9 protein-coding genes are annotated in these 14,912 nt (G+C 41.6%); 4 read left to right on the top strand and 5 right to left on the bottom strand.

The genetic code is table 11. The features are described 5' to 3' along the window. Positions 1–239 precede the first annotated feature (239 nt). Complete coding sequence (locus PR833_RS06835) at positions 240–1,166, top strand: DUF808 domain-containing protein (RefSeq protein WP_004926518.1); 927 nt, start codon at positions 240–242, stop codon at positions 1,164–1,166. Between the two features lie 107 nt (positions 1,167–1,273). On the opposite strand, the gene narI is transcribed toward PR833_RS06835, so the two are convergent. From narI to PR833_RS06860, 5 genes are all read right to left on the bottom strand, one after another. Next, positions 1,274–1,951, bottom strand: coding sequence for a respiratory nitrate reductase subunit gamma (narI, locus tag PR833_RS06840; RefSeq protein ID WP_004926515.1), 678 nt, complete (start codon positions 1,949–1,951; stop codon positions 1,274–1,276). Then, positions 1,948–2,670, bottom strand: a complete 723-nt coding sequence (gene narJ / locus PR833_RS06845; RefSeq protein ID WP_040132754.1) for a nitrate reductase molybdenum cofactor assembly chaperone — start codon at positions 2,668–2,670, stop codon at positions 1,948–1,950. Before narJ ends, narI begins: the two co-directional genes overlap by 4 nt. Further along, complete coding sequence (gene narH, locus PR833_RS06850) at positions 2,667–4,208, bottom strand: nitrate reductase subunit beta (RefSeq protein WP_004926510.1); 1,542 nt, start codon at positions 4,206–4,208, stop codon at positions 2,667–2,669. Before narH ends, narJ begins: the two co-directional genes overlap by 4 nt. Beyond that, positions 4,208–7,969: a nitrate reductase subunit alpha gene (locus tag PR833_RS06855; protein ID WP_272525984.1), complete on the bottom strand. Its 3,762-nt coding sequence runs from the start codon at positions 7,967–7,969 to the stop codon at positions 4,208–4,210. Before PR833_RS06855 ends, narH begins: the two co-directional genes overlap by 1 nt. A 67-nt stretch (positions 7,970–8,036) precedes the next feature. Further along, a complete protein-coding gene (locus tag PR833_RS06860; RefSeq protein ID WP_040132752.1) occupies positions 8,037–9,434 on the bottom strand; it encodes a NarK family nitrate/nitrite MFS transporter in 1,398 nt (465 codons plus the stop codon). Positions 9,435–9,770: 336 nt separating this feature from the next. Here PR833_RS06860 and narX point away from each other — a divergent pair, with 336 nt between their 5' ends. The 3 genes from narX to idi all read left to right on the top strand — a co-directional run bounded on the left by narX (position 9,771) and on the right by idi (position 12,935). Then, a complete protein-coding gene (gene narX, locus PR833_RS06865; protein ID WP_014656852.1) occupies positions 9,771–11,525 on the top strand; it encodes a nitrate/nitrite two-component system sensor histidine kinase NarX in 1,755 nt (584 codons plus the stop codon). A gap of 40 nt (positions 11,526–11,565) precedes the next feature. Next, positions 11,566–12,204, top strand: coding sequence for a two-component system response regulator NarL (gene narL, locus PR833_RS06870; protein ID WP_014656853.1), 639 nt, complete (start codon positions 11,566–11,568; stop codon positions 12,202–12,204). Between the two features lie 215 nt (positions 12,205–12,419). Then, positions 12,420–12,935 (top strand): isopentenyl-diphosphate Delta-isomerase, encoded by a 516-nt coding sequence (gene idi / locus PR833_RS06875; protein WP_004923075.1) that lies wholly within the window; start codon positions 12,420–12,422, stop codon positions 12,933–12,935. Positions 12,936–14,912: the final 1,977 nt, after the last annotated feature.

Genomic DNA, 14,912 nt, shown 5'->3' on the forward strand with positions numbered 1-14,912 from the left:
GATACTTTTTAAAACTCATCTAAACACGGTAATTTAGATGATTAGAGAGAAAATATATATATTGGTTCCACTGTCACAAAAAATTCACAATTAAAAAGTGGAGCCTCCATCTCTTGGCTTACAGACATAGATTCCTTCTAAATCGGATTTATTTACCTACCAAAAGGTGAACTAATTATCGCAATATCAGCCTAATTAACATTAAACACACCTTAAATTAGACAAAAAAGGATCACTCTGTGGCAGGAAGTAGCTTACTTGCTTTACTTGATGACATTGCAGCCGTATTAGATGACGTTTCTGTAATGACAAAAATGGCCGCGAAAAAAACCTCCGGTGTATTAGGTGACGATCTCGCCTTAAATGCCCAACAAGTCACAGGGGTTCGAGCTGAACGAGAAATCCCTGTGGTATGGGCCGTAGCAAAAGGCTCTTTTATCAATAAACTGATATTGGTTCCGCTCGCCTTATTGATCAGTGCCTTCATACCTTGGGCCGTGACGCCTTTACTGATGATTGGTGGGGCTTACCTGTGTTTTGAAGGCGCAGAAAAATTAATGCACAAATATCTCCATTCCGCCCAAGAACACCATGAAAAAAGGGAACAAAAAGCCGTCATGTCGCCGGAAGAGCTGGCGGCATTTGAGAAAAGCAAAATCAAAGGAGCAGTACGTACGGATTTTGTGTTATCCGCTGAAATTATTGCAATCACACTCGGTATCGTTTCTGCAACAACCTTTATGAACCAAGTTATTGTTCTTTCCATTATTGCGATTGTTATGACAATTGGGGTTTATGGGCTAGTGGCAGGTATTGTCAAACTGGATGATCTCGGATTCTATTTACAGAAAAAGGCTTCTGCTTGGTTAAGCAAATTAGGTACATGGCTTATTTATGCCACGCCTTACCTAATGAAAACCTTATCCGTTGTCGGCACAGCTGCCATGTTTATGGTCGGAGGCGGTATTCTGACTCATGGTATAACAACAGTCTATTATTGGATAGAAGAGTTAGCCCTAGCGCTATCGTTAACACCTGCAATTGGTAAGGTAATGCAATTCATTACGCCTTCATTGGCAAACCTTATTTTTGGGTTAATCGTGGGCATTATACTCGTTTTGCTTATCACTTTAGCCAAACAAGTCAAAACACGTTTAAGCGCCTAAAGAAGCAAAAAACCCCATATCGATGATATGGGGTTGCTACATTAGCAATATTTGTTGTTTACACAAGAACACGAGCTGGCCTTGCCTTCATTTGCAAGGCCATATTTTTAGTGACGATTTCTCACTAGCTGGTAACGGCGCGTAATATACTCTATTGGCGCACTCCAGATATGCACTAAACGGCAGAATGGGAATAACAAAAATAGCGTCATTCCTAAAACAAGGTGTAACTTAAAGACAATTCCAACTCCTTCGAGGTATTGTGACGCCCCCCAATGGAAGGTGACAACCGATTGTGCCCACCCTACCAATTTCAACATTTCACTACCATCCATATGCTGAGCAGAGAATGGAATAGTCAGTAACCCTAAACAGACCTGTATTACCAGTAAGGTTAAGATCATAATATCGCCAAAGGATGAAGTAGCTCTGACACGCGGATTCGTTAAGCGGCGCTTTAATAACATCGCTCCACCTATCAGTACCATTAGCCCACATACGCCCCCACCAATCATCGCCATCAATTGCTTAATATGCATTGGCAAGAAAGACTCATACACCCAATGCGGGGTTAACATACCGAAAAAATGCCCCAAAAAGACACCAATGATCCCGACATGGAACAAATTGGACGCTAAGCGCATATTCTTTTTATCAAGCATTTGGCTTGAACCAGCTCGCCAGCTATATTGCCCATAGTCATAGCGTAACCAGCTACCGACAATAAACACAGTACCGGCAATGTAGGGGTAAATATCGAAGAAGAATTGATTGATAAAATTCATTTTTGAACTCCCGCATTATAGCCCGCATCAAGATCCAAATATTGAGGCACAACCGCGTTTGCAAAGCGATGTTGATGAGCCGTCACTTCACTCGCGCAACTTTTTTCATCGGTAAAGAATTTCACTTGCTCCTCTTCCCAAACAGCATCCAATGCCTCTGGCGTATCATCTCGTGCTTCCGCTGCGACTTGCCCACTCAATTGGCTAGTTTCGATAGCAGTCGCCGATAGCGTCAAAAGAAGGTCAAATAACACACCGAATCGGCTTTGGCGTTGTTTCAATCTTTCACCCAATAGCGCCAAAATTGGCGCAATATCGCTTAAGCCTTCACGGGTTTGGTCGGGGGTTAATACCGTTAAATATTCCAAATAAATCGGTAAATAGTCCGGTAATTCGCGGCAATCAATCTGCAATCCTTGCTGTTGATACTGCGCCATCAAATCAACCATTGCTTGCCCTCTATCACGAGACTCCCCATGCACATGTTCAAATAGCAACAAGGAAGTTGCGCGTCCTCTATCAAATAGCTCGCAATATTGTGCTTGCATGTCTAACAGATCTTCATCAAGGTATTCGCGCACAAACATCATCAGTTGAACGGCTTGGGTAAATGGCAACTCATTCGCTTGCTCTAGCGCCTCGATAAGCTCATCACGATGCTGCCATAACGCTTCACTTGGGTAGTCAAGTAAGCGCGAAATCACTTTCAACGACATCATAATGTTTTCTCCTGCGATGTTTTTGGTGTCACATCTATCGCATCGATACGGCGACTATTAAACAAATTCACCTTGCTATCGCTGCCATGACAGCCATCGCCAAAGCTAAAGCCACACGCTTTCGCTTCTGGGAAAGCTTCTCGCGCTAACTCACGATGGCTTGATGGGATCACAAAGCGGTCTTCGTAGTTCGCTATTGCCAAATAACGATACATCTCTTGTGCCTGAGCTTCTGTTAGACCAACTTGTTCTAGTGCACTGGTGTCACATTGATTTTCTACTGTTTCAGCCCGTTTATAGTGACGCATCGCTAACATACGTTTTAGTGCAAGCAATACTGGCTCGACATCTCCAGCGGTTAATAAATTCGCTAGGTACTGTACTGGGATACGTAAACTTTCAACATCAGGTAAGACACCATTGCTCGCCAACATACCTGCATCCGCAACGGATTGGATGGGTGACAAAGGCGGCACATACCACACCATCGGTAAAGTTCGATACTCTGGGTGCAATGGCAATGCAAGCTTCCACTCCATCGCCATTTTATAAACAGGGGACTTTTGAGCAGCGTCGATCACACTCAGAGGGATCCCTTGTTTTTGTGCTTCTTCTATCACATGTGGATCATGTGGGTTAAGGAATACATCAAGTTGGCTTTGATATAGGTCGGTTTCTTTTTCTACACTCGCCGCTTGCTCAATCTTATCGGCATCGTATAGCAGCACGCCTAAATAACGGATGCGCCCAACACAGGTTTCAGAGCACACTGTCGGCATACCAGACTCAATGCGTGGATAGCAGAAAATACATTTTTCTGATTTACCACTTTTCCAATTGAAGTAAATTTTCTTGTATGGACAGCCTGTTAAGCACATCCGCCAACCACGACACTTATCTTGGTCAATCAAGACAATGCCATCTTCTGAACGTTTATAGATAGCACCACTCGGGCAAGTCGCCACACAAGCTGGGTTCAAACAGTGCTCACATAAGCGCGGCAAATACATCATGAATGTATTTTCAAATTGCCCATACATCTCTTTTTGAATATGTTCAAAGTTCTTATCGTGTGCGCGTTTGCTAAATTCGCCACCAAGATCATCTTCCCAATTTGGCCCCATATTGACATTGCTCATACGCTGCCCAGTAATTAATGAGCGTGGGCGAGCCGTTGGCACATGTTGCCCTTCTTTAGCATTTTTTAAATGACTGTAGTCATAATCAAATGGTTCATAGTAATCATCCAGAGCAGGAACATCTGGGTTAGCGAAGATCTTTGAAAGTACCCCGACTCGGTTGCCCATACGCGGCACTAATTTACCTTTGATATTACGGATCCAGCCGCCCTTCCATTTTTCCTGATCTTCCCAATTATGGGGATAACCGATACCTGGTTTCGTTTCGACGTTATTAAACCAAGCATATTCAACGCCTTCACGGCTGGTCCAGACATTCTTACAGGTCACTGAACAGGTATGACAACCAATACATTTGTCGAGGTTCAATACCATGCCGACTTGAGAACGAATTTTCATTATGCTTTCTCCTTTCCGCTCAGCGCCTGCTGATAGCCATCTTGCTCACCATCAAGCCAATCGACCTGCTTCATTTTACGTACCACCACAAATTCATCGCGGTTAGAGCCCACGGTGCCATAGTAGTTGAAGCTATATGCTAAATGCCCATAACCACCAATCATGTGGGTCGGTTTAGGGCAGACGCGGGTCACTGAGTTATGGATCCCGCCGCGCTGCGCCGTAATTTCGGAGCCTGGCAAATTAATCAAGCGTTCTTGCGCGTGATACATCATGATCATGCCATCAGGAATACGCTGGCTCACCACGGCTTTCGCGGTCAACGCCCCGTTGCTGTTGAAGGCTTCTACCCAATCGTTGTCTTCAATACCTAACTGGCGGGCATCTTCTTCACTTAACCAGACAATCGGTCCGCCTCGACCCAGCGTTAGCATCAGTAAATTGTCACTATATGTGGAGTGGATCCCCCATTTTTGATGCGGCGTTAAGAAGTTAAGCGCCTTTTCAGGGAAACCATTTGGCTTTTTCCCCATCAACGGTTGGGCCGCACGGGTATCAATAGGAGGACGATAAACCACAAGGCTTTCACCAAAAGCTCTCATCCACTCATGATCCTGATATAACTGTTGACGACCACTTAAGGTACGCCAAGGGATCATTTCATGAACATTGGTATAACAGGCATTGTAAGACACATGCTCATCTTCCAAGCCTGACCATGTGGGACTAGAGATGATTTTACGTGGCTGCGCAACAATATCGCGGAAACGGATTTTTTCATCCTCTTTATAGCGTGCTAAATGGGTATGATCACGGCCTGTGACTTTACCTAAAGCATCCCACGCTTTCACTGCCACCTGCCCGTTGGTTTCTGGTGCTAACGTTAAGATAACTTCCGCAGCATCAATAGCAGTTTCAATCTTCGGCCGTCCTTGATTAACGCCACTAGGTTGGGTTTTATTCAGTTTTTTCAGGAAGTCTATTTCATCTTGCGTATTCCAACTGATCCCTTTACCGCCATTACCGAGCTTATCCATCAAAGGACCAAGTGAGGTATAACGTGCATAGGTCGATGGATAATCACGCTCAACCGTCATAATGTGCGGTGCCGTTTTCCCTGGGATCAATTCGCATTGGCCTTTTTTCCAATCACGCACATCGAAAGGTTGCCCCATTTCAGCGGCACTGTCGTGCTGGATTGGCAGCGTAACAACGTCGGTTTCTTTCCCGAGGTGACCTACGCTGACTTCTGAGAATGCTTTAGCAATCCCTTTATAAATTTCCCAATCGCTTTTCGATTCCCAAGCAGGATCAACCGCCGCAGACAATGGATGAATAAATGGATGCATATCCGAAGTATTCATATCGTCTTTTTCATACCACGTTGCGGTTGGTAGAACCACGTCCGAGAACAAACAGGTACTCGACATTCTAAAGTCGAGGGTTACGACTAAGTCGACTTTTCCTTCTGCCGCTTTATCTGCCCATTCAACCTCTTCAGGCTTCACTTCTCCTTGTTGTCCTAAATCAAGCCCCTGAATACCATTTTCAGTACCTAATAGGTATTTCAATAAATATTCATGGCCTTTACCGGCTGAGCCAAGTAGGTTCGAACGCCAAATAAATAGGTTACGCGGAAAGTTTTGTGGGCTATCGGGTTGCTCCGCAGCAAAGCGAATATTCCCTTCTTTCAATTGGTTAACCGTGTAATCTACCGCCGACATACCTGCACTTTCGGCTTGTTTAGCAATCGTAATAGGGTTAACGTTTAATTGTGGTGCGGAAGGTAACCATCCCATGCGCTCTGCGCGCACATTCATATCAATAAGAGAGCCGCTAAATGCTTTTTTATCGGCTAATGGGGATAATAGCTCTTCCGTCTTGACTGTTTCATAGCGCCATTGGCTTGAATGATTGTAGAAAAATGAGGTGCTATTCATATGGCGCGGTGGACGTTGCCAATCTAAGCCAAAAGCAAGAGGCAGCCAACCCGTTTGTGGACGTAATTTTTCTTGTCCGACATAGTGTGACCAACCACCACCACTTTGTCCTATACAGCCACAGAACACTAACATATTAATAATAGCGCGATAGGTCATATCCATGTGATACCAGTGGTTGATACCTGCACCAACAATCACCATAGAGCGTCCATGCGTTTTTTCTGCCGTATCCGCAAATTCCCGTGCAATCCGGATGATATTTTGACGGCTAACCCCCGTCACTTTCTCCGCCCATGCGGGGGAGTATGCCTTTATATCATCGTAATCTGCGGCACAATTCTCATCGCCTAAACCACGTTCAATACCATAGTTCGCGAGTATCAAATCATAAACAGTGGTCACCAAAGCGTCGCTACCATCCGCCAATTGAATACGTTTTACGGGCAGTTTATGTAACAGCACGTCTTTAAGCTCAACATTTTGGAAATGTTCGCTTTCTAAGCCGCCAAAGTAAGGGAAACCAACCTCGACAACCTCATCGCATCCATCCAAGAGGCTAAGCTGCATTTTGAACTCTTGCCCATCATCCGCTTTACGAGGCTCGAGGTTCCATTTGCGACTATTATCCCAGCGGAACCCCATTGAACCTTGAGGAACACATAACGCCCCTGTTGCTTCATCAATAGCAATGGTTTTCCACTCAGCATTTTTCTCTTCGCCCAGAGAATCAACCAAATCGGCGGCTCGTAACATTCTACCGCCAGCATATGTTCCGTCTTCACGTTTATCCAACATAACCAACATTGGCATATCGGAGTAAGTACGTACATACTCACGAAAATACTCAGCTTGGCGTTCGATATGGAATTCTTTAAGGATCACATGCCCCATCGCCATCGCCATTGCACTGTCTGTACCCTGTTTAGGATTCAACCAGTGGTCACACAATTTAGCTATTTCGGCATAATCAGGTGTGACTGCGACCGTTTTCGTACCTTTGTAACGTACTTCAGCAAAGAAATGCGCATCCGGAGTACGCGTTTGAGGCACATTAGAACCCCATGCAATGATATAGGAGGAGTTATACCAATCCGCCGATTCTGGTACATCCGTTTGTTCACCCCAAGTCATCGGTGAAGATGGCGGTAAATCACAATACCAATCGTAGAAACTGAGGCAAACACCACCAATCAGCGATAAATATCTTGCTCCTGAAGCATAAGAAACCATCGACATTGCGGGTATTGGAGAGAAACCAATAATACGGTCAGGGCCAAACTCTTTAATCGTTGTGACATTAGCTGCGGCTATCAGCTCATTTACTTCCTGCCAGCTTGAGCGTACAAAGCCGCCGCGCCCACGAGCTTGCTTATAGCTTTGTGCTTTTTGTGGATCATTGATAATAGAAAACCAAGCCTTTACAGGATCTTGATGTTCTGCTTTCGCTTCACGCCATAATTTTAGTAAGCGCTTACGAACCATTGGATATTTCACCCGATTAGCGCTGTAAAGATACCATGAGTAACTCGCTCCACGCGGGCAGCCTCTTGGTTCATGATCAGGTAGGTCAGGGCGTGTACGTGGGTAATCTGTTTGTTGCGTTTCCCATGTTACCAAACCATTTTTGACATATATCTTCCAACTACATGACCCTGTACAGTTTACGCCATGTGTCGAGCGCACAATTTTATCGTGCTGCCAACGGCTACGATAACCATTTTCCCAATCACGATTGACGTTCAACTCTTGTCCGTGATCGCCTGAAAAAGTCTCGCCAAGCTGTTTGAAATAACGAAATCGGTCTAAAAATTTGCTCATTCGGATTGCCTCCAAAGAGACGCCGACAGGCGTCATACATTGCTTAAATCGTATTTATTGGTTGTTATTATTTGTGCTTACGCCCATAAACTAACCATGTGATAAACACACAAGAGACATAGAACACGAAGAAAACTTTCATCGCACCAGCGGGTGAACCTGTCAGTGTTAAAGAGGTTCCAAATGCTTTTGGAATAAAAAACCCACCGATTGCCCCAATAGCGGAAATAAAACCTAATGCTGCCGCGCTCTCTGTCACCGCTTGTTTTTGTGCATCTTGTTCTGAAGCCCCAAGAGACAAGGCGCGATCAATAGTTAGCTTGCGAAAAACAACTGCGATCATTTGGAATGTTGAGCCACTACCTAATCCCGCCGTTAAAAACAGCACCATAAATACCGCGTAAAACGCGATGAAGGAACCGCCTTGACCTTGAGTTGGTAGTGTGAAGAACAGCAATCCAGAGAAAATAGCCATCACAATAAAGTTAATCATCGTCACTTTTACGCCGCCAAAGCGATCAGACAGCATGCCTCCGGCAGGGCGGGCAAGTGCGCCGAGTAATGGCCCAAAAAAGGCGAACTTTAAGATGATGACGTCAGGAAATTGCGTCTTAGACAGCATCGCAAACCCTGCAGAAAAGCCAATGAAAGACCCAAAGGTCGCAAGATAAAGAAAACTTAAGATCCAAAGATGGGCTCTTTTGAGTACAGGAAGTTGTGCTGTTAACGATGCTCTGTTAGCTGCCAAATCATTCATGCCAAACCAAGCCATCACGGTGAAAAATAATAAGAAAGGTACCCAAATCCATGCAGCATTTTCTAGCCATAACACAGAGCCATCAGCCTGTGGTGTGCCAGCTCCCCCCATAAAAGAGAATACGCCAACACCAACAATAAATGGCGCAACTAACTGCATTACGCTCACCCCTAAATTACCAAGGCCACCATTTAGCCCAAGCGCTCCTCCTTGACGTGATTTAGGGAAGAAGAAACTGATATTTGCCATACTGGACGCAAAATTGGCCCCAGCGAAACCACATAGCAACGAAATAATGACAAAAACACTATAAGGTGTTGTTGGATTTTGAACAGCAAACCCTAACCAAATACAGGGAATAACAAGAAAAACAGTACTAATTGCAGTCCAACGACGGCCACCAAAAATAGGAATAACAAATGAATACGGTACTCGTAAAAGTGCACCCGAAACTGAGGGTAGCGCTGTTAATAAAAATAGTTGGTCAGTTGTGAAATTAAATCCTACTTTATTTAAATTAACGGCAACTGCACTAAATAACATCCAGACACAGAATGCGAGTAACAAACATGGTACAGAGATCCACAAATTGCGATTTGCAATGCGCTGCCCTGTTGTTTGCCAAAACTGAGTATCTTCAGGGCGCCAATCCTGAATAATCGCTCCAGATTGTTTTGTCCGTGTATTTAAACTTTCTCGTTGAGACATAACTCACCCCAATAAATAGCATTTATGAGGTCAGTTTGTGTTCATTTAGGAACAACTAGCCTGATCTAAATCAAGAGATATTCAAGTTAGGTTTTGCACACTATATAAACAACCTACTAGAGGGGTACAAGGGGTATATTTAGCTAACCCTATAAATATTCAAAATAAAAATAGATTTATTTAAATTACTTTTATCCTGATATTTACGCTATCCTATAGATAAGAAATTTAGGGTTAACCCTGAAGTAGTATATTTAAATTTAAGCAATCTCTGAACAATATAACCATCATAAAAAAGAAAAAGTAGATTGCGAGGTCATTTTGAAGGAAATGAATATGCCGGTATTTCACCGTCGATTTTCAATTATTAATCAAGTTATCGGATTGATGTTGCTTATAGCCATCCTTGGTATTATCGGAATGACGATTTCAAATCGTATGATAATCAGTGTGCAAGGTAACGCTCATGCGATTAATAAATCCGGTTCACTTCGAATGCAAAGCTACCGGCTGCTTTCTTTAATTCCTTTAAATGACCATACCAAAGAGTACCTTGATATACTAGAAAATGATTTATCCAGCCTAGAATTAACTCAAGTTGTTAAAGCTGAAGATCTCACTGAAAAATTCTCCGAATTACACACATTTTGGTTAAAAACCTTACGCCCTGCACTCTCTGAAGCCAATTCTGCCAGCGATGCGCGGTATGAAGTGATCTCTTTTGTCAATATGTTGGATGAACTCGTTCATGATATTGACGAAAAAACAGAACGAAAAATCGCATATGTCGCCATGACACAAATGATCTTTATTGGCTTAGTCTTTTTGTTATTAATGGTCACGATTTGGCACCTTAGACGTAAAATTTATTATCCATGGATGAAACTCCTCTCTATGGCTCATGCGATTGGGCAAAAAGATTTTAGCCAACGATACCCTAATAATAACAAACAAGATGAGTTAAATACTTTAGGGCTAACCTTGAATCAAATGTCTGATGAGTTAGCACAAAGTTATCATCAGCTCGAATCGAGAGTAGCGGAAAAAACGGCCGATCTTCGCAACAAGAACCGTGTACTTTCTTATCTTTATCAATCAAATCAGATACTACATTCAACTGAGCCGCTCGATTTACGATTACAAAAAGTCCTTGGCGAACTCAAAAATATCACAAGTTTAAAAAACTTGAGTTTAAAGCTCTACGAAGATAGCAATGAAAAATACTTTCATGAAATTTGTTGTACTTCAAATGATCCGCTATCCGAAGATCCGTCATTTATTCCCAAAGATATTGTTCATCATCCCAAAACATTATTATGGGAGCTATCCGATAATATGCACCGTTATGGTGTCATTTCTGCGGAAATTGAGAACAATGAAGATATTTCTGAGGAACAAAATAACTTGGTTCTTATGCTAGTAAAACAAATTTCAGGCATGCTAGCGATGGAACATCAAATAGAGCAACAGCAACAATTACTCATTATGGATGAACGCTCTGCTATCGCAAGAGAGCTACACGATTCGATCGCCCAATCGCTGTCTTGTCTAAAAATGCAAATTAGCTATTTACAAATGCAACCAGAATCTTTGCCAGATAAACACCAACAATTGCTCAGTGAAATGCGAGGTGAAATTAACACTGCCTATAGTCAGCTTAGAGAGTTACTCACCACGTTTCGATTAAAGTTAATGGAGCCTGGACTACTTCCGTCATTGGAAAGCACAATTAACGAATTTAGTCAGAAGATGGGATTTAAGATTTTATTGAATTACCATATTCCAGCGAAAAGCATTTCACCCCATCAATCGATTCATATCATACAGATAATCCGAGAAGCGCTGAGCAATATTCTGAAGCATGCTCACGCCAATTGGGCACAAGTTACTCTTCAACAAGATTCCGGTGTTGTCACAATTACAATCGAAGATAATGGCGAAGGTATTGCCCCTACACCAAGCAAACAAAACCACTATGGTTTAATTATTATGAGAGAGCGAGCGCTTAGCCTTAATGGTGAGTGTGAAATCATTCCGAGAGCGCAAGGTGGAACAAAAGTGCAAGTCACCTTTTCTTTACCTGTTACTTAATCATTTTGGAGCAAAGCAATTCATGGGAAACACAAATATAATGAGCGAAAAATCCACGATTTTATTGATTGATGATCATCCGATGCTAAGAAATGGCGTCAAACAATTAATCAGTCTTGAGCCATCATTACTCGTGATAGGCGAAGCCGGTGATGGCGCTACAGGTATAAAAATTGCTGAAGAACAAGATCCAGACCTTATCCTTCTTGATCTCAATATGCCAGGTATGAATGGTTTTGAAACCCTAGATGAGCTTAGAAAACGGGAATTATCTGGCAGGATCATTCTTTTCACCGTTTCTAATTACGGTGAAGACCTTGTTAGCGCCCTCAAACGCGGAGCGGATGGTTATCTATTGAAAGATATGGAGCCAGAAGAGCTGATTGTCGCTCTTAAAGAAGCCGCCAGTGGCAAAATGGTGGTTAGCCCAGCGTTGACTTCCGTGTTGGCAGAATCACTGAGAGACAATCGACCACAAACCGAAAATAATCTTCTATCTTTAACGCCTAGAGAAACCAATATCTTAGAGCTTATTGCACAAGGGCTATCAAATAAAATGATTGCTCGCAAACTCGATATCGCAGAAAGTACAGTCAAAGTTCATGTGAAGCACCTCTTGAAAAAATTGAATCTAAAATCTCGTGTCGAGGCCGCTGTATGGGTGCTACAACAAAAATAGTCGCTATTTAATGTGCATAACAACGTACCTACGTTCCCCATAATTGCTAAGCAAACCAATTGAGTCTAAAAAATCCCCCTAGTCACATAGCTAATATGTGATTAGGGTCGTTATAAATAGCGTTTATCAATGAAAAAGCTCAAATCTACAAGTAACACGAATTGAACTATAATATGATAAACTAATGAAATAATTAATACGGAAGATTAAATCAAATGGAAGAAAAGATCATTCTTGTTGATAGACAAGATAACCCTATAGGCACTATGCCTAAACTATTAGCCCATCAACAGGGAAGATTACACCGCGCATTCTCGGTTTTTATTTTTAATACCAAGGGAGAATTACTTATTCAACAGCGTGCTGCTCATAAATACCACTCTGCGGGTCAATGGGCAAATAGCTGCTGTAGCCATCCTCGCCCTAACGAAGATACATTAGCGGCAGCTAAACGTCGATTAATGGAAGAGCTTGGTTTTACTACCGAAATTTCATTAGTTGGCCACTTTGTTTATCATGCAGAAGTCAATGGCGGCTTAATTGAACATGAATATGACCACCTCTTTATTGGTTATTATGATGGCGCCGTAACCCCTAATCGTGATGAAGTTTCTGCCATTCGCTGGGTATTACCTTCAGACTTACAAACAGAAATCAAAAATACCCCTGACCAATTTACGCCTTGGTTTAAATTAATTATTAATAAATATCCGTTACTGCAATTTAAGTAATTTATATTTAATTATATATAAATTTTATTTCTAATGAGTAATAAATTTATCTGCTATCAATCCCCCTCAGTTTATTTTTTATTAGCATTAATAAATTCTATAATAAAGAACTGGGGCTGATAACGTTTATTTAATTGGCTTACTGATTTTAATCTTAGCTCTATCTTTTAAAGGGCATAGAGTAATAAAAATGAATACAGATATAATATTTCCCTCATCATCTATCCGTACGTAATTGGGATTGATTGGCGCTAGCGTCAGGCTGAGTGGATATTGCATACCGCTGGGAATAGTCTAAGTGAGTAGCGATAAGGCATTTTTTAATATTCTCAGTACCTACAGAGCCGTCTAAGTAACAGGAGGGTTACTTTAATATCTTCAATAACCATAGAAACAGCCTAAGTAACAATAGGTTTGCTTTAATATCCTCAATAACCATAGAAACAGCCTAAGTAACAAGAAGTTACTTTAATACATCAATAACCACAGAAACAGCCTAAGTAACAAGAAGTTACTTTAACATCCTCAATAACCACAGAAACAGCCTAAGTAACAAGAAGTTACTTTAATACATCAATAACCACAGAAACAGCCTAAGTAACAAGGGAGTGCTTTAATATCCTCAATAACCATAGAAACAGCCTAAGTAACAAGAAGTTACTTTAATACATCAATAACCACAGAAACAGCTTAAGTAACAATGGGTTACTTTAACATCCTCAATAACCATAGAAACAGCTTAAGTAACAACGGGTTACTTTAACATCCTCAATAACACAAAAATAATCTAAATTATAAGATATGTATTACAGATCTTAGATACATTCAAAAGAATAAAAGCAGAACGTTACTCAAGCGCCTCGCTCATTAGTATAATTAAAGCTTAGTAATAAGGTTGATACTCTCAATACCGGACCACACAAACCTGTGAGCTGTTACTTACTACTTTATATCCACTCAACCTATTCGCCCTATCAATGCTCAGCAAAGAGATTAGTGAGTTATAAACCCCTTGCTAATAATTCATTAACTCATCGAAATAAATAGCTTAGTAACTAACCTGATATCCTGATTAATACCGAAACACATAAACCTGTGAGCTGTTACTCACTACTTTATATTTGCCAAACCTATTCACCTTATCAATACCCAGCAAAGAGATTAGTGAGTTATAAATCCCTTACTAATAATTCATTAACTCATTGAAATAAATAGTTTAGCAACTAACTTGATATCCTGATTAATACCGAAACACATAAACCTGTGAGCTGTTACTTACTACTTTATATTTGCCAAACCTATTCGCTTTATCAATACCCATAAAAAGAAGCAGTAAGTGATAAGTTTTTACTAATCCCCCCTAATCCATTGGGATAGATAATAATTAATAACAAATTTGATACCCTCAATACCTGAACACACAAACCTGTGAGCTGTTACTCACTACTTTATATTTACTCAATCTATTCAATGACCAAATAATTTTGTTTAAAGCAGGGCATTATCACTGAAGCTTTAATTCCCCCCTTTAATTAACGCATCAATCATCCTATCAATAACGGTTCATGTAGTGTGCCAAACTCGGTATAGCTGTGCTGTAGAGGGAGAATAACAACCATATTTATGGTTATAGCTAATCAGGGGGAGATATGCGCTGAGATAAAAAGTGGTTAATAAAGTATGAGATGGGGTTTGGGGTTTGGGGTTTGGGGTTTGGGGTTTGGGGTTTGGGGTTTAATTTTATAATATCGATAATAACGACCATCAAAACAATGTATCAGCCACCATACCGTGTTTTATGGGATGCGGTGATTTAAATCGTGTGTGGCTGCCTATTCTTGCTAGGCTAAACTTCCCCCCACTATGTAAACAAAACTAAAAGTACAGGCGACTGAATTTGCCAAAAGCAGTAAAACTGAAGGGGGGCGTGATGTTCGCAACGGCCTCTCACCGTGAGGCCGCTACCACAAAGTAAGA

This window comes from Providencia sp. PROV189 (genome assembly GCF_028480065.1).
Taxonomy (GTDB): Bacteria; Pseudomonadota; Gammaproteobacteria; order Enterobacterales; family Enterobacteriaceae; genus Providencia; species Providencia stuartii.

What these genes read in the sequence shown, in the direction of transcription:
- narX (WP_014656852.1), top strand. Translation starts at nt 9,771, where the DNA reads ATGCCGGTATTTCACCGTCGATTTTCAATTATTAATCAAGTTATCGGA.
- narJ (WP_040132754.1), bottom strand. Translation starts at nt 2,670, where the DNA reads ATGATGTCGTTGAAAGTGATTTCGCGCTTACTTGACTACCCAAGTGAA.
- PR833_RS06860 (WP_040132752.1), bottom strand. Translation starts at nt 9,434, where the DNA reads ATGTCTCAACGAGAAAGTTTAAATACACGGACAAAACAATCTGGAGCG.
- narL (WP_014656853.1), top strand. Translation starts at nt 11,566, where the DNA reads ATGAGCGAAAAATCCACGATTTTATTGATTGATGATCATCCGATGCTA.
- narH (WP_004926510.1), bottom strand. Translation starts at nt 4,208, where the DNA reads ATGAAAATTCGTTCTCAAGTCGGCATGGTATTGAACCTCGACAAATGT.
- narI (WP_004926515.1), bottom strand. Translation starts at nt 1,951, where the DNA reads ATGAATTTTATCAATCAATTCTTCTTCGATATTTACCCCTACATTGCC.
- PR833_RS06855 (WP_272525984.1), bottom strand. Translation starts at nt 7,969, where the DNA reads ATGAGCAAATTTTTAGACCGATTTCGTTATTTCAAACAGCTTGGCGAG.
- idi (WP_004923075.1), top strand. Translation starts at nt 12,420, where the DNA reads ATGGAAGAAAAGATCATTCTTGTTGATAGACAAGATAACCCTATAGGC.